Annotated in this window: 28 protein-coding genes; 8 read left to right on the top strand and 20 right to left on the bottom strand. The window is 56.9% G+C overall.

Annotated elements, in window-relative coordinates; genetic code table 11:
- Positions 1–3: 3 nt before the first annotated feature.
- From OKX01_RS05505 to alr, 6 genes are all read right to left on the bottom strand, one after another.
- Positions 4–1,098, bottom strand: a complete 1,095-nt coding sequence (locus OKX01_RS05505; RefSeq protein ID WP_395014077.1) for a polyamine ABC transporter substrate-binding protein — start codon at positions 1,096–1,098, stop codon at positions 4–6.
- An 89-nt stretch (positions 1,099–1,187) separates the two neighbouring features.
- Positions 1,188–1,907, bottom strand: coding sequence for a 3-deoxy-D-manno-octulosonic acid kinase (locus OKX01_RS05500; protein ID WP_264672586.1), 720 nt, complete (start codon positions 1,905–1,907; stop codon positions 1,188–1,190).
- A 9-nt stretch (positions 1,908–1,916) separates the two neighbouring features.
- Positions 1,917–2,696: a sulfite exporter TauE/SafE family protein gene (locus OKX01_RS05495; RefSeq protein ID WP_249461508.1), complete on the bottom strand. Its 780-nt coding sequence runs from the start codon at positions 2,694–2,696 to the stop codon at positions 1,917–1,919.
- Between the two features lie 5 nt (positions 2,697–2,701).
- A complete protein-coding gene (gene radA, locus OKX01_RS05490) occupies positions 2,702–4,087 on the bottom strand; it encodes a DNA repair protein RadA (protein WP_094196023.1) in 1,386 nt (461 codons plus the stop codon).
- A gap of 9 nt (positions 4,088–4,096) precedes the next feature.
- Positions 4,097–4,813: an SDR family oxidoreductase gene (locus tag OKX01_RS05485; RefSeq protein WP_094196022.1), complete on the bottom strand. Its 717-nt coding sequence runs from the start codon at positions 4,811–4,813 to the stop codon at positions 4,097–4,099.
- A gap of 18 nt (positions 4,814–4,831) precedes the next feature.
- Complete coding sequence (gene alr / locus OKX01_RS05480) at positions 4,832–5,962, bottom strand: alanine racemase (RefSeq protein WP_249461505.1); 1,131 nt, start codon at positions 5,960–5,962, stop codon at positions 4,832–4,834.
- Between the two features lie 70 nt (positions 5,963–6,032).
- Here alr and hpnC point away from each other — a divergent pair, with 70 nt between their 5' ends.
- Genes hpnC through hpnE form a run of 3 tightly spaced genes read left to right on the top strand, consistent with a single transcriptional unit; the run spans position 6,033 to position 9,046 of the window.
- A complete protein-coding gene (gene hpnC, locus OKX01_RS05475) occupies positions 6,033–6,893 on the top strand; it encodes a squalene synthase HpnC (protein WP_249461501.1) in 861 nt (286 codons plus the stop codon).
- A 6-nt stretch (positions 6,894–6,899) separates the two neighbouring features.
- The gene (gene hpnD / locus OKX01_RS05470; RefSeq protein WP_125278012.1) at positions 6,900–7,763 is read left to right on the top strand and encodes a presqualene diphosphate synthase HpnD; all 864 of its coding nucleotides are present in this window, start codon (positions 6,900–6,902) and stop codon (positions 7,761–7,763) included.
- The gene (gene hpnE, locus OKX01_RS05465; protein ID WP_249461498.1) at positions 7,760–9,046 is read left to right on the top strand and encodes a hydroxysqualene dehydroxylase HpnE; all 1,287 of its coding nucleotides are present in this window, start codon (positions 7,760–7,762) and stop codon (positions 9,044–9,046) included. The genes hpnD and hpnE overlap by 4 nt, the downstream gene beginning before the upstream one ends.
- A gap of 196 nt (positions 9,047–9,242) precedes the next feature.
- Here the strand turns inward: hpnE and speG are convergent, their stop codons facing one another.
- The 5 genes from speG to alaC form a co-directional block, all read right to left on the bottom strand.
- A complete protein-coding gene (speG, locus tag OKX01_RS05460) occupies positions 9,243–9,800 on the bottom strand; it encodes a spermidine N1-acetyltransferase (RefSeq protein ID WP_094196017.1) in 558 nt (185 codons plus the stop codon).
- Positions 9,801–9,840: 40 nt separating this feature from the next.
- Positions 9,841–10,020, bottom strand: a complete 180-nt coding sequence (locus OKX01_RS05455; RefSeq protein ID WP_230019166.1) for a hypothetical protein — start codon at positions 10,018–10,020, stop codon at positions 9,841–9,843.
- Positions 10,021–10,114: 94 nt separating this feature from the next.
- On the bottom strand, positions 10,115–11,524 hold the full coding sequence (gene thrC / locus OKX01_RS05450) for a threonine synthase (RefSeq protein ID WP_249461494.1): 1,410 nt from the start codon (positions 11,522–11,524) through the stop codon (positions 10,115–10,117).
- Positions 11,524–12,822, bottom strand: a complete 1,299-nt coding sequence (locus tag OKX01_RS05445) for a homoserine dehydrogenase (RefSeq protein WP_264672585.1) — start codon at positions 12,820–12,822, stop codon at positions 11,524–11,526. Before OKX01_RS05445 ends, thrC begins: the two co-directional genes overlap by 1 nt.
- Entirely contained in the window at positions 12,819–14,006 is a 1,188-nt protein-coding gene (gene alaC, locus OKX01_RS05440; protein WP_094196013.1) for an alanine transaminase, read from the bottom strand. The genes OKX01_RS05445 and alaC overlap by 4 nt, the downstream gene beginning before the upstream one ends.
- Positions 14,007–14,172: 166 nt before the next feature.
- Here alaC and OKX01_RS05435 point away from each other — a divergent pair, with 166 nt between their 5' ends.
- The 5 genes from OKX01_RS05435 to OKX01_RS05415 all read left to right on the top strand — a co-directional run bounded on the left by OKX01_RS05435 (position 14,173) and on the right by OKX01_RS05415 (position 18,937).
- Positions 14,173–14,616, top strand: a complete 444-nt coding sequence (locus OKX01_RS05435; RefSeq protein WP_121738466.1) for an Mth938-like domain-containing protein — start codon at positions 14,173–14,175, stop codon at positions 14,614–14,616.
- Positions 14,613–15,080, top strand: coding sequence for a peroxiredoxin (locus OKX01_RS05430; RefSeq protein WP_108727897.1), 468 nt, complete (start codon positions 14,613–14,615; stop codon positions 15,078–15,080). The genes OKX01_RS05435 and OKX01_RS05430 overlap by 4 nt, the downstream gene beginning before the upstream one ends.
- Before the next feature lie 52 nt (positions 15,081–15,132).
- Complete coding sequence (locus OKX01_RS05425) at positions 15,133–16,857, top strand: PhoH family protein (protein ID WP_108727898.1); 1,725 nt, start codon at positions 15,133–15,135, stop codon at positions 16,855–16,857.
- 116 nt (positions 16,858–16,973) lie between these two features.
- Entirely contained in the window at positions 16,974–17,969 is a 996-nt protein-coding gene (gene pdxA / locus OKX01_RS05420; RefSeq protein WP_264672866.1) for a 4-hydroxythreonine-4-phosphate dehydrogenase PdxA, read from the top strand.
- Positions 17,966–18,937, top strand: coding sequence for a bile acid:sodium symporter family protein (locus tag OKX01_RS05415; protein WP_094196008.1), 972 nt, complete (start codon positions 17,966–17,968; stop codon positions 18,935–18,937). Before pdxA ends, OKX01_RS05415 begins: the two co-directional genes overlap by 4 nt.
- 304 nt (positions 18,938–19,241) lie before the next feature.
- Here OKX01_RS05415 and OKX01_RS05410 read toward each other — a convergent pair whose 3' ends face one another.
- The 9 genes from OKX01_RS05410 to OKX01_RS05370 all read right to left on the bottom strand — a co-directional run bounded on the left by OKX01_RS05410 (position 19,242) and on the right by OKX01_RS05370 (position 26,700).
- Complete coding sequence (locus OKX01_RS05410) at positions 19,242–20,612, bottom strand: replicative DNA helicase (RefSeq protein ID WP_094196007.1); 1,371 nt, start codon at positions 20,610–20,612, stop codon at positions 19,242–19,244.
- 270 nt (positions 20,613–20,882) lie between these two features.
- A complete protein-coding gene (gene rplI / locus OKX01_RS05405; RefSeq protein WP_094196006.1) occupies positions 20,883–21,338 on the bottom strand; it encodes a 50S ribosomal protein L9 in 456 nt (151 codons plus the stop codon).
- Positions 21,339–21,356: 18 nt separating this feature from the next.
- On the bottom strand, positions 21,357–21,629 hold the full coding sequence (rpsR, locus tag OKX01_RS05400) for a 30S ribosomal protein S18 (protein WP_003802444.1): 273 nt from the start codon (positions 21,627–21,629) through the stop codon (positions 21,357–21,359).
- 89 nt (positions 21,630–21,718) lie between these two features.
- Positions 21,719–22,036, bottom strand: coding sequence for a primosomal replication protein N (priB, locus tag OKX01_RS05395; protein WP_094196005.1), 318 nt, complete (start codon positions 22,034–22,036; stop codon positions 21,719–21,721).
- A gap of 13 nt (positions 22,037–22,049) precedes the next feature.
- Positions 22,050–22,448: a 30S ribosomal protein S6 gene (gene rpsF, locus OKX01_RS05390; protein WP_003802446.1), complete on the bottom strand. Its 399-nt coding sequence runs from the start codon at positions 22,446–22,448 to the stop codon at positions 22,050–22,052.
- 143 nt (positions 22,449–22,591) lie between these two features.
- The gene (gene folE2, locus OKX01_RS05385) at positions 22,592–23,395 is read right to left on the bottom strand and encodes a GTP cyclohydrolase FolE2 (RefSeq protein ID WP_094198287.1); all 804 of its coding nucleotides are present in this window, start codon (positions 23,393–23,395) and stop codon (positions 22,592–22,594) included.
- 149 nt (positions 23,396–23,544) lie between these two features.
- A complete protein-coding gene (gene dxs / locus OKX01_RS05380) occupies positions 23,545–25,410 on the bottom strand; it encodes a 1-deoxy-D-xylulose-5-phosphate synthase (protein WP_094196004.1) in 1,866 nt (621 codons plus the stop codon).
- 113 nt (positions 25,411–25,523) lie between these two features.
- The gene (locus tag OKX01_RS05375; RefSeq protein ID WP_108727901.1) at positions 25,524–26,432 is read right to left on the bottom strand and encodes a polyprenyl synthetase family protein; all 909 of its coding nucleotides are present in this window, start codon (positions 26,430–26,432) and stop codon (positions 25,524–25,526) included.
- Position 26,433: 1 nt separating this feature from the next.
- On the bottom strand, positions 26,434–26,700 hold the full coding sequence (locus tag OKX01_RS05370) for an exodeoxyribonuclease VII small subunit (protein WP_094196002.1): 267 nt from the start codon (positions 26,698–26,700) through the stop codon (positions 26,434–26,436).
- Positions 26,701–26,870 lie beyond the last annotated feature (170 nt).

Here is a 26,870-nt window from a genome sequence, read left to right as displayed (position 1 = left end):
TGCCTAGCGTCCAGACTTGAGTTCAGCCCACAGGCGCGTTTGCAGGCGCTGCACTTTCAATGGCTGAGGTTTGATCACAAATAAGGTCTTGGAGACTTCAGACGAGGGGTAAATCATGGGGTTGTCGGCCACTTCCTTGACCACGAACTTGCGCGCCTCTTTATTGGCGTTCGGGTAGAACATGGTGTTGGTAATGGCGGCATGAACCTCTGGTGTTTCAATGTAATTGATAAAGGCGTGGGCCTCTTTCACATTGTTCGCGCCCTTGGGAATAGCCATGGTGTCGAACCAGATAGGTGCCCCACCTTGCGGAATGTAGTAGTCGATGGCATACGGTTTTTTCGCCTGACGCGCACGGTCAGCCGAAATCATCACATCACCCGAGAAACCGTAGACCATGCACAGATCACCCGCAGCCAGTTCGTCGATATATCCCGAGGAGCTGAACTGACGCACGTAAGGACGAATGGTCTTGAGCAGATCCAAGGCCTCGCGGTAGTCCGCTTCGTTGCTGCTGTTGGGGTCTTTGCCAATGTAGTGCAGCACGGCGGGAAATACCTGGGCGGCTTCGTCCAGAATAGAAATGCCACAGCCTTTCAGCTTCTCGGCATTTTCCGGTTTGAACAGCATGTCCCAGTTGCCCAGGTCCACCTGTTCACCCATGATTTCTTTGACTTTGGTGACGTTGTAACCCAAGCCATTGGTGCCGTAGCCCCACGGGATCAGATACTCGTTGCCAGGGTCCACATCCGAGAGCAAGGCCATGATGTCTGGGTCCAGATTGGACCAATTGGGGATCTGGCTTTTATCCAGCTTCTGGAACAAACCACCTTCGATCTGACGCGCAGCATAATGCGTGGAAGGAACCACCACGTCGTACCCTGATTTGCCCGTCAACAACTTGGCTTGCAAGGTGTCGTTATTATCGTAAACGTCATAACGCACGGTAATGCCTGTGGCTTCCTGAAAGCCAGACAAGGTATCGGGGGCCGTGTACTCAGCCCAGTTATAAACGTTAACAACCTGATTTTGTGCCTGTGCAACAGGCATGATGGCAGCAGCGGCCAGCAGGCCGGCGAGTACCTGTGGTGTGTTCATCCCAAAAGACATCACGAGTCCCCTTCCTATCGAAAGCGAAAAACCCAAAAGGCGAGATGATAAAGCTTTTTTAAAGCCCGTAGTCGTAATTAACGCTGCGTTTGGTGACGGTAAGCAGAAAACATCTGCTGCCACCACCTATCGCCACGCGGCCCACACACTTTGAGCAAAGATCGCCTGAGACGGTGCACATTACCCAGCGCCTGGGCGGGGCTGACAGGCCCCTGTCGTGCACGGTCAAAATCGATCAGCCAGACTTTGTCATTCGCATCCAGCAAAATATTGTAGGCGTTCAGGTCAGCATGCCAAACCTCGAATTGGTGCATGCGGACAATCTCGCGCGCCACTAGCTCAGGGCAGGCGCGATCCAGACACAAAGTCAAAGGCTGCACATCGGGCACCCGCCGGCTTATCAGGGCCGCACGGTACCAAAAACCCTGTCGCCACCACGCCCCTGCCAGCACCTCGGGAACAGCCAAACCCTTGTTGTGCAAATAAGACATCACTTGAAACTCTCGCCAACTGCGGGTATTGGATGCACCTTGCCAGAGATAGCCGGAGTCATTGAAGCGAGCCACCAGACCACCACGACGATAATGACGTAATACAGCCTGACCAAAAGGGCCATTCACAAACCAGGCAGCCTGACGGCCGCCCTGCCCGACTTTGCTGGCCTGATCGCCATAGGAGGCCGCCTCGAACCAACGTTGCAAGGCCGCCGGTTCCAGATCCAGTTGATTGGCCAACGCCGGCGCCAACAAGGCACCGCCACCGGGCAAAGCATAGACAGTTTCGGAATGGGTGCTCACAGCAGCTCCTCAGGCACGAACCAGCAACAAGGTCACGATCAGTACCAGCATGCAGGCAAAAATAAACTTCAGACGATTCTCAGGCAGGCGATAAGCCAGACGCACACCAAACGGCACCAGCATCAGGCTGCCTATCGCCATCGGTATCCCGATCTGCCAGGTTGCTTGGCCATGAAAAGCATAGGTCGCCAAGGCAACCAGCGTACCGGGAATAATCATGGACAGCGCCAAGCCTTGCGCACCGGTCTGGCTATAACCCATGCGACTGGTCAGAAAAGGCACTACCAGCACCGCACCGCCCACACCAAATACGCCCCCGGCCAAGCCCGCCATCATGCCTACCGCGATATACCACAGCTGGCCAAACGACTCCGGGTCCGGACGCGGCTTGTCACTGCGACGACGCCGCCGGGAAAAACCCAAACTCTGGTCGAAATAATACAGGGCAATGGCCATCACAAATACAGAGTAAATTCGACGCAGCAAGATCGCATCCATGCCCAGAGCCAGACGCGCCCCCAGCCAGGTAAAGATGATGGAAGAAACCGCCCCCAGAGCAGCCCGGCGGAAATCAATATGGTTGCGGCGATGATACTGACGCACGGTCAGCAGCACGGCGGGCACCACCATGATCAAGGCCGTCCCCTGAGCGGTTTGCTGATCCATGTCCAGAATCAGGCCCAGCAGCGGAATGGCCAGCAAACCGCCGCCTATCCCCAGCACGCCACCGGCGTAGCCAATAAGCGCACCTCCCAGCAAACAAGCCAGGATCAACTCAAGATTTAACATGGCAATTACAGGTTGCGCAGACGATCGACGGCGTCCTCGACCCGATCTACCGCCCAGATTTCCAAGCCTTCAATCGCCTGGCGCGGGGCATTGCTCTTGGGAATCAACGCAATGCTGAAACCCAGCTTGGCCGCTTCGCGCAAACGCTCCTGACCGCGCGGGGCCGGACGAATTTCACCGGCCAGGCCAATTTCCCCGAACACCACCAAACCGCGTGGCAAGGGACGGTTATTCAGGGAAGACAAAATAGCCAGCAGCACAGCCAGGTCGGCGGCTGGCTCAGTAATCTTGACACCCCCCACGGCATTAACAAACACGTCCTGGTCGTACGTAACCACACCTGCGTGTCGGTGCATCACGGCCAGCAACATGGCCAAACGGGAGCTTTCCAGGCCCACAGACAAGCGGCGCGGATTAGGTACATGTGCTGTATCCACCAGGGCCTGAATTTCCACCAGCAAAGGCCGTGTGCCTTCCTGAGTGGCCATGACGCAGGAACCGGCGACCGACTGAGAATGCTGCGACAAGAACAGGGCCGACGGATTGCTGACCCCTTTCAAACCCTTTTCCGTCATGGCGAACACACCCAGCTCATTGACCGCGCCAAAGCGGTTCTTGAATGCCCGCACCATGCGAAAGGACGAATGCGTGTCGCCCTCGAAATACAGCACGGTATCCACGATGTGCTCCAGCACTCGTGGCCCGGCCAGCGTCCCGTCTTTAGTGACGTGACCGATAAAAATCATGGAGGTGCCGCTTTGCTTGGCCAAGCGGGTGAGCTGGGCTGCACATTCGCGCACCTGCGACACCGAGCCTGGAGCCGCACTGAGCTGATCGGAATACAGGGTTTGAATCGAGTCGATCACCACCACACTGGGTTGATGCGACTGCAAAGCCTGGCTGATGGATTCCAGACGAATTTCAGCCAGCAGATCCACGCCTTCAGTAGGCACACCTAGACGGCGAGCACGCAAGGCGACCTGTTCGGCGGACTCTTCGCCCGTCACATACAGCACTTTGGTTTGCTGGGCCAAGGCCGCCATGGCTTGTAGCAGCAACGTCGACTTACCGACTCCGGGATCGCCCCCAATCAGGATGACGCCCCCTTCCACCAACCCTCCGCCCAGAACACGATCGAACTCACCTATGCCGGTAGGCACACGTGGCAATTCCCGTGCCTGTACCTCTGAAAGACTTTGAACCGGGCTGGAACCGGCCAGGGAAGCGAAACGGTGAGCACTGGCCGCCGCCGGTGTCTCCACCGTTTCCTGCAAGCTGTTCCACGCCCCACAGGCAGGACATTTGCCTGCCCACTTAGGTGTATCTGCCCCGCACTCTGTGCAAACAAATACAACTTTGGCCTTGCGGGCCGCACGAGTACTGGTGGCCATAGAAATTCCTTAACGTCCGCCCAGACTGCCACCGCCATCCACGCCCAGATTCTGGCCGGTGATATAAGCGGCTTCATCGCTAAGCAGAAAAGTAACCGCCGCAGCCACTTCCGCGGCCTGCCCAAACCGCCCCAAGGGAATGGAGGACAGGCTGCGTTGTTCGGCTTCGCTGCCGACGGGATGATTGGCACGGAACAATTCGGTTTCGATCGGACCAGGAGAGACCGCATTGACGGTAATGCCGTAAGGGGCCAGTTCCAGCGCCCAGGTGCGGGTACAACCCAGCAAAGCACTTTTGGCCGCGGCATAGCTGGTGCGGTCGGCACCGCCGTGCACGACACGACTGCAAATATTGACGATGCGACCTTCCTTGCGCGCTTTCATCGAGGGGATGAACGCCTGGGCCACTTGCACCGCCACACGCACATTCAGGTCAAACACCTGATAGAGGTTGCCCAGGTCCACCTGACCAATCGGCTCGGGTGCGACCATACCCACATTGTTCACCACCGCATCAACGGGGTATTTTTCGCGGATAACGCGCAGCATTTCCTCGGTTTCGCCTGCATTGCTCAAATCGCAGGAGTACAGATAACCGGGGAAATCAATATTCTCCGTGTGACGGGCCAGACCCACCACGTGGGCCCCGGCATCGGCCAGCCTTTGGCTGATTGCCCAGCCGATTCCTTTGGTAGCACCGGTAACGAGTACACATTTATTCTTCATGGCTATGCCTTATGGGTGTTAATCCTGGATGAAGCGCGGCACGCGTGGCGCGACCGCACAAATCAATTCGTAGCCCAGGGTTCCCGCTGCTGCGGCAACTTCATCCACACTGGGCCCGCCTTGACCGAACAACACCGCCTGGCTGCCTACTCCGGCGGCGGGCACCGGGGTCAGGTCTACTGCCAACATGTCCATGGAGACACGGCCAAGCAAACGGGTACGTACACCATTGACGGTAATAGGGGTGCCGGTTCCCGCATGGCGCGGGTAACCATCGGCATAGCCGCAAGCCACCACGCCAATGCGCATGGCCCGCTCGGCAAGATAGGTATGGCCGTAACCAATGCCCTCGCCCTGCTTGACGCCGCGCACACTGATGATTTCTGCAGCCAGCGTCATGCCGGGCTGCAAACCAAAATCATCGGCACTGCTCTCTGCAAAGGGGGAGCTGCCGTACAGGCAGATACCGGGACGTACCCAGTGATCCGGGCCGGAGGGCATGTACGCCCCCAGGTCGGGGCTTAAAGTCGCGGCAGAATTGCACACACTGACCGGGCCGGGCAAACCGTCGGTAATCCGGTTAAAGCAGCGAATCTGCTCCAGCGTGGCGTCGATATTGTCATCGGCGCGCGCAAAGTGCGTCATGCGCCCAACCGTGCCCAGCTTGCCCGCTTTTTGCAGACGCTGGGCGCGCTCGAACGCGCCAGGGTAATCGTCCACGCTGAAACCCAGGCGGTTCATGCCGCTATTGAGCTTGACCATGGCATTCAAGGCTACCCCGCCTTTCCACTGCTCCAGCATCTTGAGCTGCTCATGGCAATGGATGACGGTGGTCAGACCGAACTCGGCCAGCACCTCCAGATCTTCTGGCTGAAAAAAACCTTCCAGCAACATGATAGGGCCGGTCCAACCGGCAGCCCGACAGCGTATGGCCTCTTTTAAATCCAGCATCGCCATGCCTTCGGCGGCACTGAAAGCCCGCACCGCATTTTCGATGTCATGACCGTAAGCATTGGCCTTCATGACGGCCCAGATATGAGGCCGTTTTACACCCGATGGAGCCGTAGCGTTATTCAGGCTCTGAATAACCATATCGAGATTGTGACGCAGTGACGCAATATGAATGGTGGCCGAGATAGGACGTGGCATGGTTCTCCCCGAAGCAATACGAAAGTCTAAACCAGCCCTAGTGGAAACGAAAGCCGTATACTGGCGGACTATGTCTATCGAGCACTATGAAAACTTCCCTGTCGCCTCTGTGCTGCTACCTCGTCGGCTACGCCGACCGGTCACCGATATTTATCGTTTTGCCCGCAGCGCCGACGACATTGCCGATGAAGGCGATTTAAGCGCTGCCGAGCGCCTGGAACTGCTGGCGCAGTTCGAAGCCGGAATAGAACAACTGCAATATCACCAGCCTGTCCTGGCCGATACCCCGCACAGCGCGATTTTTATCCCCTTGGCCCGCAGCATCAGCAACTTCCAATTGCCGCTCAAGCCTTTTTTGGACCTGCTGTCTGCGTTTCGCCAGGACGTGACCACCCACCGCTATCGCGATATGGCACAGGTGCTGGATTACTGTACCCGCTCGGCCAACCCGGTTGGCCGCTTGATGCTGCATCTGTATCAAGCTCACAGCCCAGAGCTGATCGAGCTGGCCGACTCCACCTGTACGGGGCTGCAACTGGTTAATTTCTGGCAGGACGTGGCGCTGGACTGGCACAAGAACCGTGTCTATATCCCGCAAGACCTGCTGGCCCAATATGATCTGGATGACGATTACATCCAGGCCCGCACGCAACTGCTGCGTCAGCCCGAGGCCGATGCACGCTGGCAGGAAATGATGCAACTGCTGGTGACCGATGCCCGTCAGCGCCTGCAAGCCGGACTGCTGCTGTCCTCCCACCTGTCCGGGCGCATCAGCCTGGAATTGAAAATGATGGTACTGGGCGGCCTGCGTATTCTGGAACGCCTGGAAGCGGTAAAGTTTGATGTCTTTAGCCATCGCCCCACCCTGTCCCGCCTGGACTGGCTACGCCTGATTACCCGCGGCCTGAGCCGTACCTCTTACCGACCCTGAACGTCCATGAGCCCAGACGAGTATTGTCAGAACAAGGCAGCCCAAAGCGGCTCCAGCTTCTACTACGCCTTTTTGTTTCTGCCGCCTGAGCGCCGTCGCGCCATCACGGCGCTGTACGCGTTTTGCCGCGAGGTGGACGATGTCGTGGACGAGGTTCACGAAGAGTCCGTCGCCCGCATGAAGCTGGTGTGGTGGCGCACACAGGTGGCTGATCTGTATGAGGGCCGTGCCCATCACCCGGTCATGCAGGCCCTGGCTCCTCATATTGAAGCGTTTGGTCTGCCACAGGACGAGTTGCTGGCCGTGATCGACGGCATGGAAATGGATCTGGACCAGATGCGCTACCCAAGTTGGAGCGAGCTGGAACGTTACTGTTGGCACGCCGCCAGCGTGGTGGGGCTGCTGTCGGCGCGTATTTTCGGTCAAACCCAAGAACAGACCAGCGACTATGCACAGAAGCTGGGCCTGGCATTTCAACTGACCAATATCATCCGCGATGTGGGTGATGACGCCCGTCGTGGTCGCATCTACTTGCCCCAGGAAGATCTGGACAAGTTTGGGGTGTCGCCCCACGAGATTCTGGACCAGCAGCACTCGGAGCGTTTCGAGGCCTTGATGGCTTTTCAAACCGAACGTGCTCAGGACCTGTACCGACAAGCCATGCGCGCCCTGCCTGCTGTTGACCGTCGGGCACAACGCCCCGGCCTGTTGATGGCAGCCATCTACCATGCCCTGCTGGTGGAAATTGCCAATGATCGCTGGCATGTGCTGGAACAGCGCATTTCGCTGACGCCCATTCGCAAGTTCTGGCTGGCCTGGAAAACCTGGGTATCGGGCGGCCGCAGCTTGCAACGCAAACTGGGCCGATGAAAGTCGCGGTTATCGGGGCGGGCTGGGCGGGCTGTGCCGCTGCCTGGCGACTGAAAACCCAAGGCCATCAAGTCAGTGTCTTTGAAGCCTCCCGCCATATAGGCGGGCGTGCCCGCCGTATCCACAGCCCCAATCTGGGGCGCGACACCGATAACGGCCAGCACATCATGCTGGGCGCCTACGCCGTCATTCTGGGCTTGATGGGGGAAATTGGCCTGGACGAAGCTTCCCGTCTGGAACGCAAGGATCTGGACGTGATCTCGGCCGATGGGCATTTCCGCCTACGCAATCGCCCCCTGCCCGCCCCCTTCCATGTATTGACTGGCCTGCTGGGTGCCCAAGGCCTGAGCTGGTCGCAAAAAATCAAGCTGGCGCGCTTGTGCCGCTGGCTGATGAAACAACAATGGCGCACCCCAGCCGGTCTGACCGTGTTGCAGCTTCTGGAGCAGCATCAACAAGACAAGCATGTCATCCGCTTATTCTGGCAACCGCTGTGTGTGGCCGCCATGAACACCCCGATTGAACAAGCCTGCGCCCAATTGTTTGCCCATGTCCTGCGCGACAGCCTGGGCGGTCCCCGACAAGCCAGCCAAACCTTGATCCCGCTGACAGACTTAAGCCAGCTCTGGTGCGAACCCGCCCTGCGCGATATTCAGCTACAGCTAGGCCACCGGGTACAAAGGCTGGAGCTAACAGAATCGGGCGTACACATTGATGGCCTGCAATTTGATGCAGCCATCGTGGCTTGTCCTCCCGTACAAGCTGCTCGCCTGCTGCATAGCCTGCCTAGCAGCCCAGCCAGCGAACAGTTGTTGGCGGATCTGGAGGCGTTTAGCTATATCCCTATCGCCACCCTGTATTTGGAACTGGAGCAAGCCTGGAACCTGCCCCACTCCATGTTGATGCTAGACGATAGCAGCGGCAGCGGTGGGCAATGGCTGTTTGATCACAGCGCCTTGAAACCAGGCAGCGGCGAAACGTTGGTAGGGATCGTCATCAGCGACGCGGTACGTTTGCAAGCCCTGGATCGTGAGCAGGCTATTGCCGCCATTATCGAGCAGGTGCGCGCTCAAACCCAGCATCTGCACGCCATGCCAGCCGTGCGCGCCAGCGAGCTGATTATCGAAAAGCGGGCCACTTTCGCAGCCATTCCCGGCTTGCGCCGCCCTGGGGTCACAACGCCGTGGCCAGCCATTCGTCTGGCGGGCGACTGGACCGATACCGGCTACCCTGGTGTGCTGGAAGGCGCAGTACGCAGTGGTCTGAAAGCGGCGCATCTGTAAGTACCCGCTCTGAGCGGATCACAGGCAGAAAGAATATTCCTAGCATCTATCTTTCCAGCTACGCATTCATTCAGTCCTTGCTTTACCGCTAAGCTGGCTTGGCTTGGCTTGGACTTTAGACTCGGCTTTAGTTGCCACTTTGGCTACGACGACCACGCGTAACCCCCCTCAAAACACGAGCTATCGAGGCAAGGCACTATTGCGCCAGGGGCGTCAACAAAGTCTGGGCTGGTTTGTTGGCTGCCAAAAAATCAGCCTGGAACAAACGCATACGCACCACATCCCGATATTGGCCGTTGATGAAGAACTCGTGCTTGAGCTCACCTTCCACCTGAAAACCAAACTTCTGATAGATGTGGATGGCCTTGTGGTTTTCCTTGTCCACAATCAGCACGATTTTGTACAGGTTCAACACCCCAAAGCCGTACTCGATGGCCAGCTTGGTCGCCCGCGAGGCAATTCCCTTACCCTGAAACTCCGGCGCAATAATGATCTGAAACTCTGCGCGGCGGTGTACATAATCAATTTCCACCAGTTCCACCACTCCCGATGGCTGCCCTTCCCACTCCACCACAAAACGGCGCTCACGCTGATCATGAATGTGCTCATCGTACAGAGCTGCCAGCTCGCCATAGGTTTCGTAAGGTTCTTCAAACCAGTAGCGCATCACACTGGCGTTATTGTCCAGCAAGTGCACAAAGCGCAAATCCTCACGCTCCAGAGGGCGTAATTTAACGTGGGTCGTTTTACTCATGGTTTTTCTATCCTTTCTCTATGTTCGATAGACGAGCCGCCTATCTGCCTATACCAAAGGCCATAGACATCATGCCCGCATATTCCGTGCTTTTGATGAAGGCCTGATAGAAAAAGTTCAGTTGGCTGCCAAGCCGCAGCCCTGCCAGTCTTGTTGCTGCATAATCGGCCAAAAATGCAAAAACCCCGATTTCTGCTTTCCTGCCGAGCAAACTGAACATCAGTCAGGCCAGCAGGAAGATCAAAATCGGGGTTTGAAACGACTACCTAGCCGCTATGGCTGCGCCAGCAAAGAACCCGCGCAGGTAGCTGGCATCAGGTGGGGGCGTGTTCCTCGATGTAGCGACGTACTTGAGCGACATCGGCATCCATCACGACCACTTTTTGCGGCAAATCTGCCAGACCGCGCAAGTGTTCAGGCACTGGCGCCGGCTGACCAATTGCTTCTTCGATCATTTCGGAGAACTTGGCAGGCAGCGCGGTTTCCAGCACCAACATGGGGATACCTTCCTCGCGGAAGTTCTGAGCCACCTTGACGGCGTCCGCCGTGTGCGGGTCGATCAGAGTCTGGTACTGCTGATTCACCTGGGCAATCGTGTTCAGACGATCCTGGTGCGAACTGGCACCGGCCACAAAGCCGAACTCTTCCTGGAAGCGTGGCAGATGCTCGCTCAGGTCGAACTGGCCTTCTTTGCTCAACTGTTCCCACAATGCCTTGACCTTGCTGCCATCACGGCCCAGCAGATCAAACACAAAGCGCTCGAAGTTGGAGGCGCGGGAAATGTCCATGGACGGGCTGGACGTAGCGTAAGTTTGCTCGGAACCACGGGGACGATAAACACCCGTGCGGAAGAACTCTTCCAGCACGTTGTTTTCGTTGGTGGCCAGAACCAGCTTGGCGATAGGCAGACCCATCTGACGAGCAATGTGGCCCGACAGAATATTGCCGAAGTTGCCCGAAGGAACGGCAAACGAGACCTTTTGACCGGCCTGGTTCGTGCTGCGCAGCCAGCCCCAGAAGTAGTACACCACCTGAGCGGAAATACGTGCCCAGTTAATGGAGTTCACGGCACCCAGATGCCATTTGGATTTGAACTCCAAATCGCCCGCCAAGGCCTTGACGATGTCCTGGCAATCATCGAACACACCCTTTACCGACAGGTTGTGGATGTTGTCGTCTTGCAAGGAGTACATCTGGGCGCGTTGGAAAGCACTCATGCGACCGTAAGGCGAGAGCATGAACACGCTGACGCCACGCTTACCGCGCAAGGCATATTCAGCCGCCGAACCCGTGTCACCAGACGTGGCGCCCACAATGTTCAAGGTGCTGTTGCGTTGTGTCAGTACGTACTCGAACACCTGGCCCAGAAACTGCATGGCCATGTCTTTAAAAGCCAGGGTTGGACCTTGAGACAAGCCCAGCAAAGAGAAACCAGGCTCCAGTTCCTTGACGGGTACCACCTGCTCGCTATCGAACACGCCGGGGGCGTAAGCACGTGCCGTCAATGCGGACAGTTCGTCCGCCGGAATATCGGTGACAAACAAGCCCAGCACTTTGGCGGCCAGTTCGGGGTAGCTCAGTGCGCGCCAGGATTCCAGCGTTTCTGCACTGACTTGAGGGTAGCTTTCTGGCATGGCCAAGCCACCATCCGGAGCCAAGCCTTCCAGCAAGATGTCCGAAAATGGCTGGGCTTTCATGCCGCCACGGGTGGATACGTAATTCATTACAGATTCTCCACGCGCAAACGGGTCACGGCGGACTGTACAAAAGGCAGATTCTGAATCTGGCTGATCGCGCCATTGATGGCACCTTCACGCGCTTCGTGCGTCAGGAAGATGATATCGGCCTGTTCGCCAGCCGGTTCCTGGAACATGGAACCGATCGAGATCGAAGCCTGAGCCAGAATGCGGGCCACATCAGCCAGAACACCAGGACGGTCGTCCACACGCAAACGCAGGTAGTACGAGGACACCACTTCATCCATAGGCAGGATGGGGGTATCGGACATGGCGTTGTGCTGGAAGGCCAGATAGGGCACGCGGTGTTCGGGTTCTGCGGTTTGCAGACGGGTCACGTCTACCAGATCGGCCACCACCGCCGAAGCGGTTGGCAAGGCACCGGCACCAGCGCCGTAGTACACAGTCTGACCCACAGCGTCGCCATGCACCAGCACCGCGTTCATGGCACCTTGCACATTGGCCAGCATGCTTTGCAGCGGAACCAGTGTGGGGTGTACGCGCAGCTCAATACCTTCTTCGCGGGCACGGGTAATACCCAGCAGCTTGATGTTGTAGCCCAGGCGTTGTGCGTGTTGCAGGTCTTCCAGTGCCAGGCTGGTAATGCCTTCCACGTGGGCCTTGCTAAATTGCACTGGAATACCAAAGGCCAAGGAGGCTAGCAGGCTCAGTTTGTGCGCCGCATCCACACCTTCAATGTCGAAAGTAGGATCGGCTTCGGCGTAACCCAGACGCTGGGCATCGGCCAGGGCTTCAGCAAAGCTGACGCCACGGTTGCGCATTTCGGACAGGATGTAGTTGGTGGTGCCATTGATAATGCCGGCCAGCCACTGAATACGGTTGGCCGTCAGGCCTTCGCGAATCGCCTTGATGATGGGAATACCGCCAGCCACCGCAGCTTCAAACGCCACCATGACACTGCGCTCGTGAGCCGCAGCAAAAATCTCGTTGCCATGCTTGGCCAACAGCGCCTTGTTGGCGGTGACCACGTGCTTGCCCTGAGCAATGGCTTCCATGACCCATTCGCGTGCCAAGGTGTCGCCCCCCACCAGCTCGACCACAATATCGATCTCGGGGTTGTGCACCACGTCCATGCCATCTGTGGTCAGGGTTACGTCGTCCCCCACCAGCGCACGTGCCTTTTCCAGGTCACGCACAGCAATAGCGACCACCTCAATACGGCGACCAGCGCGGCGAGCGATTTCATCTGCATTGCGTTTCAATACGTTCCAGGTGCCGCTGCCAACCACACCCAAACCCAGCAAACCTACTTTGATAGGACTCATTGAACAAATCCGTCCTTACGGAACATTTCTTTGATGCCGCGTACCGCCTGACGGGTACGTTGCTCGTTTTCGATCAGCGCAAAGCGCACATAGTTGTCGCCATACTCACCAAAGCCGATGCCGGGGGATACGGCTACTTTGGCATCGCTCAGTAAGCGCTTGGCAAACTCCAGCGAACCGATGTCCTTGTAGAACTCGGGAATCTTGGCCCAGATATACATTGATGCCTTGGGGACATCGACCATCCAGCCTGCTTCATGCAGGCCCTTGGCCAATACGTCGCGACGGCGGCGGTATTGCTCGACCACCTCCTTGACACAATCTTGTGGCCCTTCCAGCGCCGCAATGGCGGCCACCTGAATCGGTGTGAAGGTGCCGTAGTCGTGATAGCTCTTGATACGTGCCAGAGCATTGACCAGTGACGCATTGCCCACCATGAAGCCAATACGCCAGCCAGCCATATTGTAGCTTTTGCTCATGGTAAAAAACTCGACCGCTACATCGCGCGCGCCTTCCACTTGCATGATGGAGGGGGCCACGTAGCCGTCAAAGGTAATGTCGGCATAGGCCAGATCATGTACCACCAGAATATTGTGCTCGCGTGCCAGCGCCACAATACGCTCAAAAAAGGACAGTTCCACGCACTGGGCTGTCGGATTGCTGGGAAAACCCAGAATCATCATTTTGGGCTTGGGAATGGACTCCCGCACGGCTTTTTCGATTTCCTCGAAAAAATCCACGCCGGGGATCATGGGCACCGAACGAATATTGGCACCGGCAATAACGGCACCATAGATATGAATGGGGTAACTGGGATTGGGCACCAGCACAGTGTCGCCCTTGTCCAGCGTTGCCAGCATCAAGTGGGCCAGGCCTTCTTTGGAACCGATGGTAACGATCGCTTCACTATCCGGATCCAAGTGCACATTGTAGCGGCGCTCGTACCAATTGGTCACGGCGCGGCGCAGACGCGGGATGCCTTTGGAGACAGAATATCCATGAGTGTCAGGGCGGGTAGCCGCCTCGACCAGCTTTTCCACGATGTGCGCCGGTGTCGCTCCGTCTGGGTTCCCCATGGACATATCAATAATGTCCTCGCCACGACGGCGGGCGGCCATTTTCAGCTCGCCAGTAATATTGAACACGTAAGGCGGCAAACGCTCGATGCGCGGAAAGCGAATCATGGTATTCCTTAATGAGAAAAAGCGAAGACCCAGACCAAAAGGTAAAAGTGAATCAAAGAGTTTAATCCATGATTGACTTACTGAGAATCACTGCAAACAGATCAGGTGCCGCATCGACACTGACGCTTTGCGCTATCATCGAAGCTGAAAACCGGAGAGACTCATCGTGCAACTGCAACGCGAACACAATCCAGCCATGAATGCCATCACCGCCTACGGTGAGGACTACGTGGCGATCAACTTTCAAAACCACGATCATTCCATCTTCTTTAGCCCTGAAGGTCCGGTTCAGGACCTGGCCATTCAAAGCGCATCCGAGCTGACAGCCGTGCTGCTGCGCCGGATTGCGGGACTGGAATCGGTCAAGCAAGACCCTATGGCCTTTCTGGACGACGCCCCGCCAGCGCGCCCTGACAATGCCCCCGAATTGATTTTGATTGGCACTGGCCAGCGCCAGCACTTTTTGCACCCCGCTGTCACGCAGGAAATGCTGCAGTGGGGCATAGGTGTGGAAATCATGGATACCCAGGCCGCTGCCAGAACCTACAATATCCTCATGGCTGAAGGCCGCAAAGTTGTTGCGGCCTTACTGATACAGGAAAAAGCATGACTGCCGTACAAATTGGTGCCCCTATCCCCGACTTTTCCGTGCCCTCCACCCAGGGCGAGTTCAGCGCGGCTGACCTGAAAGGTAAAATGACAGTGTTGTACTTTTACCCCAAAGACAACACGCCAGGCTGCACCACCGAGTCCCAAGATTTCCGCGACGCTCTGCCCGAGTTCCAGGCGGCGGGCGCGCAAATTATTGGCGCCTCGCGCGACTCGCTCAGCTCGCACGAACGTTTTATCGACAAACAAGCCCTGACGTTCCCTTTGCTTGCCGACACCGACGAGCGCTTGTGCGAACTGTTTGGGGTCATGAAAATGAAAAACATGTACGGTAAACAGGTACGTGGCATCGAGCGCAGCACCTTTTTGATCGACGCCCAAGGTGTGTTGATTCAAGAATGGCGTGGCATCAAAGTGCCCGGCCACGTCCAAGCTGTATTACAGGCTGTCCAGCAAGCCGCCTGAAACCTTACCGTGCCGGCCTGCGGGTCAGCACACAACCAGGAGTACGTGTTATATGCCGCTACCAACGTTGCCCACCAAGCTGGGAACCCTGCTTAGCGAAAAAGATGACAGTGTCATCCTTGCCGATCCACCCGTACCACTAGACGAACCCGAATCTCCTCCTGCCAGCCCCAACGCTCCAGCCCGCAAAGCCGCTGTTGAGCCACGTGCAAAAAAGACGGCGCCTGCCAAGACAGCGCCGGCAGCCCCGGCGGCCAAAACAGCTCCCGCCAGCGCCGCCAAGCCAGCTCCCAGCAAAAGTGCCGCCGCCAGTCCGGTCCAGCAACCCAAGCCCACGACCAACACGTCGGGCAAACGCACTCGTCTGGCCCCTACTCAGCGCAAACTGTTTGTGCTGGATACCAACGTTTTGCTGCACGACTCCAATTCGCTGTTCAAGTTTGAAGAGCACGACATCTTCTTGCCCATGATGGTGCTCGAAGAGCTGGATCACCAGAAAAAAGGCCTGTCAGAAGTGGCTCGCAATGCGCGCCAGGTTAGCCGATCCCTGGAAGGTCTGGTGGGCGATCATGGTCTGGACAAACCCATTAATCTGGATGGTATCGGCAATACCGAAGCGCTGGGCGCCGTTACCTTCCAGACCAGTGCCCTGGATACCAGCCTGCCCATCCAACTGCCGCTGGGCAAGGCTGACAACGCAATTTTGGCCGTGGTCAATGCCCTGACCCAAAGCATGCCCAAGCGCGAAGTGGTCCTGGTGTCCAAAGACATCAATATGCGCCTGAAAGCCAAGGCCCTGGGCCTGCTGGCCGAAGACTACCGCCACGATCACGTGCTGGATGATTCCGACTTGCTGTATGACGGTGTCATGCCCTTGCCGGACAACTTCTGGACCAAACACGGCAAGAATATGGAGTCCTGGCAACAGGGTGGCACCACCTTCTACCGCATCAGCGGGCCGCTATGCAGCCAGTTCATGGTCAACCAGTTCGTGTTTACCGAAGGCGATGATCCCTTGTATGCCCAGGTACGTGAGACCGCCGGCAATACTGCAGTACTGGCGACCTTGCGCGACTACAGCCACGGCAAAAACAATGTCTGGGGTATTACTGCTCGCAACCGCGAACAGAATTTTGCCCTGAACCTGTTGATGAACCCGGATTTTGATTTCATCTCCCTGCTCGGTCATGCCGGTACGGGTAAAACGCTGTTGGCCTTGGCCAGTGCGCTGACCCAGACCCTGGAGACCAAGCGCTACAACGAAATCATCATTACCCGTGCCACGGTGCCCGTGGGTGATGACATCGGTTTTCTGCCTGGTACTGAAGAAGAGAAAATGCAGCCCTGGATGGGGGCCCTGGAAGACAACCTGGAAGTCCTGCACCTGGGCACCGGCAAGTCCTCCGGCAACCTGAGCAATCCCCAAGGCACTGAGGCTCCACGCAACTCCACCATGGAACTGGTGCGCTCCAAGATCAAGGTCAAATCCCTGAGCTTCATGCGTGGCCGTACCTTCATGAACAAGTTCCTGATCATCGACGAGGCGCAGAACCTGACACCCAAGCAGATGAAAACACTGGTGACGCGGGCCGGCCCTGGAACTAAAATCGTCTGCCTGGGCAATATTGCCCAGATCGACACGCCCTACCTGACCGAGGGCAGTTCGGGACTGACCTACGTAGTAGACCGATTCAAAGGCTGGCCGCATGCAGGCCACATTACCTTGCAACGTGGTGAGCGCTCCCGTCTGGCCGATTACGCCAGCGACGCACTCTAAACCGAATCTCTACTCACTCAAACCGGGTCTTGAACCCGGTTTTTTTTTACCGCCAGGCTACACCACGATCAACAAGCCGATCGAAGACGCAGCATGGGGGATTTTTAATGACTGTTATGAAACGTACCGCACAGCCCATCGGGCTTACCATGGGCGATGCCGCTGGCATAGGCCCGGAAATTATCGCCCGTCTGATGGTTGAAGGTTTACCCCACCCGGCCGTCGTGTATGGCGATCCGGGTGCAATGCGTCGTGCCTTGACTCTGATTGGCGCTGCCCAGGACTACTGGCGGGTCGAAGAAGTAAAGCAACCCGTTTGCACGCCCAAAGGGGTGATTGCCGTACTGAATCGCTGGCAAGCCCTGCCCGAAGATCTGCCCTATGGCGAAGTTCACGCCCTGGCTGGACGTGGTGCCTACGAATACCTGTGCCACGCCATTGATGATGCCCAGGCTGGCCTGATCCGTGCCATCGTCACCGCCCCGCTGAATAAGCTGGCCATGCAAAAAGGCGGTATCGATGCCCCCGGCCATACCGAGATTCTGGCCGAGCGCAGCCACACCGAGCACTACGCCATGATGCTGGCCAACGAGCACTTGCGCTCCATTCTGGTCACCATTCATGAACCGCTGGCACGCGTCCCCTCCCTGATTACGAAAGCGCGCGTGCTGCAAACCATACGGCTGGCACAACTGGCCTGCACCCAGGCCGGAATCGCCAAACCCCGTGTGGCGGTGGCCGGTTTAAACCCCCATGCCGGTGAAGGCGGCAAATTTGGCCTGGAAGATAAAGAACAGATCAGCCCGGCTATTGAACAAGCCCGCGCCGAAGGCATCCAGGCCAGCGGCCCCTGGCCCGGCGATACGATTTTCATGCGAGCCCGTCAGGGGGAGTTCGATATTGTGGTGGCCCAATACCATGACCAAGGCCTAATCCCCATCAAGCTGCTGGGTCTGGACGAAGGCGTGAACGTAACCGTGGGCCTACCCTTTATCCGCACCAGTGTGGACCATGGCACGGCATACGACATTGCCGGACAGGGCAAGGCTGATGCCTCCTCCCTGGGCTATGCCTACCGTATGGCGCTTTCCATGAGCGCTCACCAAGCATGATCAAGCGTTTACCGATTGACCCGTTTTTGCTGAAACTGTTTGCCACGGTTGCGCTTGCCAGTCTGCTGCCCGCCCAAGGCTGGGGCGTGCCTTTGTTTCAACACATCACACAGATTGCGATTGCCCTGCTGTTCTTTCTGCATGGTGCCCGCCTATCACGCGAGGCTATCTGGGGTGGCTTGTCCCACTGGCGTTTGCACCTGCTGATTCTGTCCGTCACCTTTGTGCTCTTCCCTATTCTGGGTAGTGGCGTGGCCGCCGTACTGCGTCCCTGGCTGACAGACAATCTGTACCTGGGAGTTCTGTTTCTGGCTTGTCTGCCCAGCACCGTGCAGTCTGCGGTAGCCCTGACAGCAATGGCACGTGGCAACGTACCGGTTTCAATTTGCAGTGCCTCTGCTTCTACCTTGCTGGGCGTATTCATCACTCCCCTGCTGGTCGGCATCATGTTGGCCGGCGCGACCAGCGCCCAGGCAACGGTGTCGCTGGAGGCGGTGGGGAAGATCATGCTGCAACTGTTTTTCCCCTTTGTCTTCGGGCATCTGCTGCGTCCCTTGATAGGGGCCTGGGTGATGAAACGTCAGCAACTGCTGAAAGTCGTGGATCAGGGATCCATCCTGCTGGTGGTGTATACGGCCTTTTCAGGCGCGGTGGTGGGCGGCCTGTGGTCCTCCACCCCATTGAGTGCCTTGGGTCTGATTGTGCTGTCCAACGCCGTTCTGCTGACCTTGGCGCAAGTGCTGGCCTGGAACCTTGGGCGTTGGCTGGGCTTTTCCTTTGAGGACCGAGTCAGCCTGCTGATGTGCGGCTCCAATAAAAGCCTGAGCAGCGGCATCCCGATTGCCAATGTCATTTTCCCCAGTGCTATGGTCGGGCCCATCATCTTGCCGATCATGCTGTTTCACCAGTGGCAACTACTGGTGTGCGCGTGGCTGGCGAAAAGACTAGCTGCCCGCAGCGGAGATTAAAAAGGCATTGAGGCTGTTTAAACAGCCTCAATGCCTATCTATGCCCATCAATCGCCAAACCTCCAGCGCGCCGGCTTCTCCCCTGCTTGCAGGCTGTGGACAACAAAACTCAGATCCACCCTTCCAAAGCCAGAACAAGCCCACTCCCAGCCGAGCCGGTGGCGTTTGCTGCTGATGGTCTGCCTCTGGTCCGGTAAAACATAACAAAGGGGAGGCAAATGCCTCCCCTTAATTCTTCTGCGGTAGCCCGCTCCCGATGCCTAGCAACACTCACCAGCGAGTAGGCATCGCATACCAATCTTTACTACGTCGGCATGTAATCCAAAAAGCGCGTACTGGCGCCAGCAAAGGTCAGACGAACCGAACCAATAGGACCGTTACGCTGCTTACCAATAATGATTTCTGCCGTGCCCTTGTCGGGTGAGTCAGGGTTGTAGACCTCGTCACGGTAAATAAACAAGATCAAGTCCGCATCCTGCTCAATAGCACCCGACTCCCGCAAGTCACTCATCACAGGACGCTTGTTGGGCCGTTGTTCCAGACTTCGGTTCAACTGCGACAAGGCAATCAAGGGACAGTTCAGCTCTTTAGCCAAGCCTTTCAAGGAACGACTGATTTCAGAAATTTCCGTTGCCCGGTTTTCGCCACCGCTTGAGGACATCAGCTGCAAATAATCGATGATGATCAAGCCAAGCTGGCCACACTGCCGCGCCAATCGTCGAGCCCGCGCCCGCACTTCCATGGAGGACAGACCGGGCGTTTCATCAATGTAAATCTGGGCTTCCTGCACCTGCTGCACCGCGTGCGTCAAGCGCGGCCAATCATCGGCAGTCAGCTTGCCGGTACGCATGCGGTGCTGGTCCAGCAAACCGACCGAGCCCACCATACGCATAGCCAACTGCACCGCGCCCATTTCCATGGAAAACACGGCCACCGGCAAACCCTGGGCAATGGCTACGTGTTCACCAATGTTCATGGAGAACGAGGTTTTACCCATGGAAGGACGACCCGCCACAATTACCAGGTCACCGGCTTGCAGGCCCGAGGTCATCTTGTCCAGATCCACAAAACCCGTAGGCACCCCGGTCACTTCCGAGTCGCCTTCACGATGGTAGAGCTCGTCAATACGCTCTACCACTTGGCTGAGCAAAGGCTGGATTTCCAGAAAACCCTGAGAGCCGCGCGCCCCTTCCTGAGCGATCTGAAACACACGGGTTTCCGCTTCGTCCAGAATCTGGCGGGCTTCCTTGCCCTGGGGGTTGAACGCCGCTGAAGAAATATCATCAGCAACGGTGACCAGCTTGCGCAGCGTGGAGCGCTCGCGCACGATTTCGGCGTAGCGACGAATGTTGGCAGCCGATGGCGTGTTGTGGGCCAGGGCATTCAGATACGCCAGGCCGCCCACCTCTTCCTGCTTGCCCGCAACCGACAGGGACTCGAACACCGTGACCACGTCGGCAGGACGAGCCAGACCAATCAAACGGGTAATGTGTTGCCAGATCAGCTTGTGATCAAAACGATAAAAGTCCTCGTCGGTGACAATGTCGGCCACTCGGTCAAACGCGGCATTATCGAGCAACAAGCCACCGAGCACCGACTGCTCCGCCTCAATGGAATGAGGCGGGACCCTCAGGTAATCCAATGTTGAATCGGATTTGGCTGACTTGCTTTCCATGCATATACCTTCAAATCAAGGAAAAAAATCGACGCCGCAGCCAACAGGATCTGTTGTGCGGTCTTAAACGTGTATCTGGGGGCAGAACAGTCAGGCTCAACAGCGTAGTGGGCTGACAAGACCGAAGACGAGGACACAGCCACGCGGCAGGCGTGCTGGCGCTACTCGGACTGAACGAAGAGAAAACAAAAAAGCCGGCTTGCACCGGCTTTTTCTTAGCTTGGCAGATACACCCCATGAAGGAATGTACCATGCGTCAACGCGCTAGTCTTAGGCTACGTCGCCTTGAACCACAACGTTGATTTCAGCAGTCACGTCAGGGTGCAGAGCAACCTGAACGGAGTACTCGCCAACGGCTTTCAGGTGGCCGTCGGGCAGACGAACCTGAGTCTTGACCAGGTCGGCAAAGCCCGCATTTTGCAATGCATTGGCGATGTCCATGGTGGTCACGGAACCGAACAGACGACCGTCCACGCCGGCTTTTTGAACCAGGGTGAAAGTTTGGCCGTTCAGCTTTTCGTTTTGAGCCTGAGCAGCGGCCAGCTTTTCAGCTTGCAGCTTCTCCAGTTCGGCACGACGTGCTTCGAACTCTTGCAGAGCAGCAGCCGTAGCACGGCGGGCAACTTTGCGTGGCAGCAGGAAATTACGGGCGTAACCATCACGTACGCGCACAACGTCACCCAGATTACCCAGGTTGGCGACTTTTTCGAGCAAAATAACTTGCATGACTAAGGTTCCTCTGGATTATTTGTGGTTGTCGGTGTACGGCAACAGAGCCAGGAAACGAGCGCGCTTGACAGCGGTGTCCAGCTGACGCTGGTAGTGGGCTTTGGTGCCCGTCAAACGTGCAGGGATGATCTTGCCATTTTCCTGGATGAAATCACGCAGGGTGTCCAGATCTTTGTAATCAATTTCTTCAACGCCAGCGACGGTGAAGCGGCAGAACTTGCGGCGTTTGAACAGTGGGTTCTGTTGTGCAAATTTGCGTTTTTTGTCTTTGCCTCTACGGAAAGCCATTTTGTGCCTCGTTAGTAACCGGGCTATACCCGGAAGAATTCAGTGTGAAGCGAGGTGTTGAACACTTCGCGACGATCGAGCCAGACCAGTCAAACCGTAACAGAGCCTTGTCCCGGAAAGTGGCGCTGGTAGTGCTGTATATGCAGCACCAGACGCGTCGAGCCTTTACGGGCGGGAGCAATAAAACCTTGTAGTTGCAAACGGGCTCCCAAAGGAGTGTCTGCCAGACCCAATGCATTATTTCCCAGAGCCACTGCCTGCATCGTCAAAGCGATTTGCCGGGAGTGACCGGCTTCCATTACGGAAGATTCGTGTTCCAGAACCAACTCCAGAGCTGGGACACCCGCCGGCGTATAACGCAAGGGCTTGATGTCGATAAGCTGACCGGCAAGAGAGAACTGGTTCACGCAGTCGGAGCTATTACTCTTCAGCTTGAGCTTCAGCGTCAGCGGCTGCAGGAGCGCTGGCTTCAGTACTTGCTTTACGTGCTTCTTCGCGTTCGACGGACTTCATCATGACCGAAGCGCCTTCAGGGGCTTTCTTCGTGCCAGCGACGAGGTAACGCAAGATAGCGTCGTTGTAGCGGAAGGAATGCTCCAGTTCGTCCAAGGTGGACTGACCGCATTCGATGTTCAGGCACACGTAGTGAGCCTTGACCAGTTTCTGGATTGGGTAAGCCAGTTGACGGCGGCCCCAGTCTTCCAGACGATGAATAGCACCGCCTTCGGAAGTAACAATCGCCGAATAGCGCTCGATCATGGCGGGCACTTGCTCGCTTTGATCGGGATGCACAATGAACACTACTTCGTAGTGACGCATGGAACAACTCCTTGTGGATATCGCCTACTACCTACTGCAAACACAGTCAGGCACCAAGCGCGACAGCCCGCCCATTCAATCCGGGTCGAGCAAGAAACCATAGATACTAGCACCAAGAAAGGCTGGCTGACAAGCCAAAAGCCTTAACCCTGCACGCTTGCGTAGGCAGAGTGATTATGAATCGACTCAAAATTCTCGGCTTCGATGCTATAACGCAACACTCCGGGCAGGCTACGCACACTGACGGCCACATCACGCACCAGGTCTTCGACAAACTTAGGATTGTCGTAAGCGTATTCGGTGACGTATTTTTCGTCAGTGCGCTTAAGCAAGCCCCACAGCTGACAGGACGCCTGTTCTTCAACCGACTTGATCAGCGTAGGCAAATCCAGCGCAGCCGGATCCGCAAACACGGCCTGCACAGTGACGTGCGAGCGTTGATTATGGGCACCGTACTCTGAAATTGCCTTGGAGCACGGGCACAGGCTGGTGACGGGAACCAGCACAGATAATTCAAATTCGGGCTGGGCATCCACACCGACGCGCGCCGTCCAGCTAACGGTGTAATCCATCAGGCTGGCTACTCCCGATACGGGCGCCACTTTTTCCAGAAACACGGGGAAGGTGGCCGTCATGTCGCCACGCCCGGCACCGAGCAAGGGCAACATGGTCTGGGCCATCTGCACAAAACCGGCAGGCGTCATGGCTTGACGACGATACTCTTCCAGCAAAGCCACAAAGCGCGACATATGGGTGCCTTTTTCTTCGGGCGGCAAGGCCACCGTCAACTCCCATTGCGCCACGGTGGGCACGGCCTGCCCCTGCAGGTCCAGCATCATCGGATGCCGCACCCCGCGCACACCCACGCGCTGAATCGCAACACGGCGTGTATCCATGCTGCTTTGCACATCTGGCATGGCCAAAGGCGATTCCGACACTGTATTCATATCCATCAGGTTCAGCCACGACAAAGCCGCAACCGCAAATAAAAACAATAATGAATTATTATCTTACGCTTATAGCAAGCGAGCTTCGATAACCTTAGCAAGAACACGCATATTGGGGTATTTAACACCTCAAATACGTCGCAATTGCCTTACACCTCAAACAAACTTGAGAAACGCTCACGAATTGAACGCTCGATGCCTGCGGCATCCAGACCCAGATCCTGAGCTATTTTCTTCTGATCACCGTGGTCAATGAACTCGTCAGGGTAGCCCAGTTGCAGCACGGGCATCACCAGCGCATCACGGCTGACAAACTCCAGTACCGCGCTGCCTGCGCCACCCATCAAACAGCCTTCTTCCACCGTCACAAAAGCCTGATGGCTTTGTGCCAGCTCTTGCAGCAAGGCTTCGTCCATGGGTTTCACAAAACGCATATCCACCACGGTAGCGTCCAGAACCTCGGCCGCTTTCAGGGCCTCGTGCAACACGGGTCCGAAAGCCAAAATGGCCAGATTCTTGCCTTGGCGACGCAAATTGGCCTTGCCCAGCGGCACAGTGTTCAGCGCCTGGTCTACTTCAGCACCGATACCTGCTCCACGAGGATAGCGCACCGAGCTGGGGCCTGGATGCTGGTAGCAACAGGTCAGCAACAAGCGGGTTTCGTTCTCGTCCGACGGGGCGGCGACCACCATGTTTGGAATGCAGCGCAAAAAGGCGATGTCGTAATTACCGGCGTGCGTTGCCCCGTCTGCGCCCACAATACCGGCACGGTCCAACGCAAACGTAACATCCAGATTCTGCAAAGCCACGTCGTGAATCAGTTGATCATAGCCACGCTGCAAGAAAGTGGAGTAAATCGCCACAACAGGTTTTTGTCCTTCACAGGCCAAGCCACCCGCAAACGTGACGGCGTGCTGTTCGGCGATACCCACATCAAAATAACGACGGGGAAACTGCTGCTCGAACTCCACCATGCCACTGCCTTCACGCATGGCAGGGGTAATACCGTACAGGCGCTGGTCCTGCTTGGCCATATCGCACAACCACTGGCCAAAGATCTGCGTAAACGTCGGGCGCGGCTTGGTCGTTGGCTTAACCAAACCCACCGAAGGATCGAACTTGCCAGGGCCGTGGTAGAGCACCGGGTCTGCCTCGGCCAGCTTGTAACCCTGCCCTTTACGGGTCACCACATGCAGGAACTGCAAACCACCCAGATCACGCAGATTGCTCAAGGTAGAGACCAGCGCGTCCAGATCATGGCCGTCAATCGGGCCTACGTAATTAAAGCCCAGCTCTTCAAATAGCGTGGCCGGAGACAAAATCCCCTTGGCATGGCCTTCAAACTTGCGCGCCAGATCCAGAACGGGCGGCACATGCTGCAAAACAGCACGGCCCACATTCTTGGCAGCGGCGTAAAAGCGGCCCGACATCAGGCGAGCCAGATAATGGTTCAGGGCACCTACCGGCGGGGAGATCGACATGTCATTGTCGTTCAGCACCACCAGCACATTCACATCGGGGGTGACACCGGCATTGTTCAGGGCTTCAAAGGCCATGCCAGCGGTCATCGCGCCATCGCCGATCACGGCAATGTGCTGACGCTCGATCCCGGCATTGCGCGAGGCCACGGCCATACCCAATACCGCGGAAATCGAGGTCGAGGAATGTGCGGTGCCAAAGTCGTCGTACTCGGACTCGGAACGCTTGGGGAAACCGGAGATGCCATCTTGCTGACGCAAGCTTCCCATCTGATCGCGCCGGCCAGTCAGAATCTTGTGCGGATAGGACTGATGACCCACATCCCACACGATACGGTCATGGGGCGTCTCGAACACATAGTGCAAGGCGGTGGTCAATTCAACCGTGCCCAGATTGGACGACAAATGCCCACCGGTTTTGGATACGGACTGCAGAACAAACTCGCGCAGTTGTCGTGCCAGCTCGGGAAGATCACGTTGATCAAGCTGGCGCAAGTCGGCGGGAGACTGAATCTGCTCTAGGGAAACGGTTGTCATACTAAAGACGTCTATCCGGGCAAATAAGTGAAACGACTGTCCAAAGACAATCGCCAATCGGCTATTGTAAAACGCTTCGCGGCCTGTGCCAAAGTAGCACAGGCCCACGTCGCTTAATGATTGCGGCCCACGATATAGTCAGCCAGTTGCATCAGGCGCGCAGCGGCAGGCCCCAAGGGACGCAAAGCCAACTGAGCCTGCTCATTCAGGGCACCGAGCAACTCGCGCGATCCGTCCATACCCAGGATGGAGACATAGGTAGGCTTGTTATCGGCCGCATCTTTACCGGCTGTCTTGCCCAGCGTGGCGGTATCGGCTGTCACATCCAGAATATCGTCCACGACCTGGAAAGCCAGACCGACGGCCTGGGCATACTCTTCCAAACCATTACGTACAGTGGATGAGGCACCCGCCACAATACCACCCAACAACACGCTGGCCTGCAACATGGCGCCGGTTTTCATGCTGTGCATTTCTTGCAGTTGATCGCGGTCCAGGGCAATGCCCACGCTTTCACAATCAATCGCCTGACCACCAGCCATGCCGGCACTGCCCGCAGCCTGAGCCAATTGGGTAATGGCTTGCACGATCAAGGCAGGGGCAATCGGCATTTGCGCCAACAGCTCGAAGGCCAAGGGCTGTAAGGCATCGCCTGCCAGCATGGCGCAGGCTTCATCAAACTGGACATGGGTAGTTGGGCGACCACGACGCAATTTATCGTCGTCCATGCAAGGCAAATCATCATGAACCAGCGAGTAGGCGTGAATCAACTCCACCGCCGCCGCAGCCAGCTCCAATGCTTTCAGTTGAGCAGCCGCCATAGGCTTGCCTTGCAGGGCGGCCTCGCCTGCGGCATAGACCAAGGCAGCACGCACACGCTTGCCACCACCCAGCACACTATAGCGCATGGCTTCGTGCAAACGAGCAGGTTCCTGGCTGACAGGGGGCAAGGACTGATCCAGTACGGTCTCAGTTTGCTCAACCCGCGCCTGCAGCCAATCAGAAAAACTGGTAGAACTCATCTTAACTATCTCCAACAGCCTCATCCCCCGACAAGGGACGCAGCAGATTGCCCTGCAATACACTGACCTGTTCCTGGGCAAGGTCTAGTTTGCGCTGACACAATTGGGCTAACTCCACACCCTGCTCGTAAGCCTGCAAAGCCTGCTCCAGCGGCAGCGCCCCGCTTTCCATGCGAGCGACCAGCGCTTCCAATTGCGCCAGAGCGGACTCAAAATCCTGCTGGTCTGGCGCCTGGGCACTTTGATTATCATCGCGAGATTTAACCATAACTATTCCTGATCAATGAGGGCCGTCCGGACTACCTGAGGCCACAATTGGATGTGGCATTGTACGGGAGCCTGTGGCTTGCCGCCCTCCCACGAGGACGCTTTTTACCGGGGGCGCCGAGCCTTGGAGTCACCTGACAGTAAAAAAGCCGCTTTGGGGCGGCTTTCTCA

Source organism: Alcaligenes sp. SMD-FA, from assembly GCF_025960365.1.
In the GTDB taxonomy this organism is placed as follows: Bacteria; Pseudomonadota; Gammaproteobacteria; order Burkholderiales; family Burkholderiaceae_B; genus Alcaligenes; species Alcaligenes aquatilis.
Note: the sequence above shows the minus strand (reverse complement) of the source record. Positions and strands in the feature narration are given on the sequence as shown.